Annotated in this window: 1 pseudogene; it reads right to left on the bottom strand. The window is 53.0% G+C overall.

Features of this window, described 5'->3' with window-relative positions:
• Nucleotides 1-328, bottom strand: a pseudogene (locus tag J0A66_RS21975) (hypothetical protein); the annotation flags it as partial.
• Nucleotides 329-385: the final 57 nt, after the last annotated feature.

Here is a 385-nt window from a genome sequence, read left to right as displayed (position 1 = left end):
AGCGGACAGTCAGCAAGGTCAGGCTGGCACCTAAGGTGACGGCTAGGGTAGATAGCAGTAAACCGCTTAATACCCCAAAGTAATAGCCACCGATAAAGGCGGGGATTTGCCTGGGTAGCCCGATGGCACTGAGCACTGCAAATAAGCCCACAAATATTGCACTGTCATATAACACATTGCCGGTCAGATACTGACCAAAGCGTTCTGGTTGCCAATCGGCCAGCCACTGGGTTTTACCCACAAACCAGCCTATGATCAGCAGAGCGGTAAGCCAGGTGAGGGCAGGTAATACGCTGCGTGCAAAGGATTTAGGCGCCGGTTTGGTCATGGCGATACTCCGTGCACTGTGCGTTCATTCGGTTACGTCGCTGTAACCACATCACGC

The sequence above is a fragment of the Bowmanella dokdonensis genome (assembly GCF_017254865.1).
Lineage (GTDB): Bacteria > Pseudomonadota > Gammaproteobacteria > Enterobacterales > Alteromonadaceae > Bowmanella > Bowmanella dokdonensis.
This window is presented reverse-complemented; position numbering and strand designations above follow the sequence as displayed.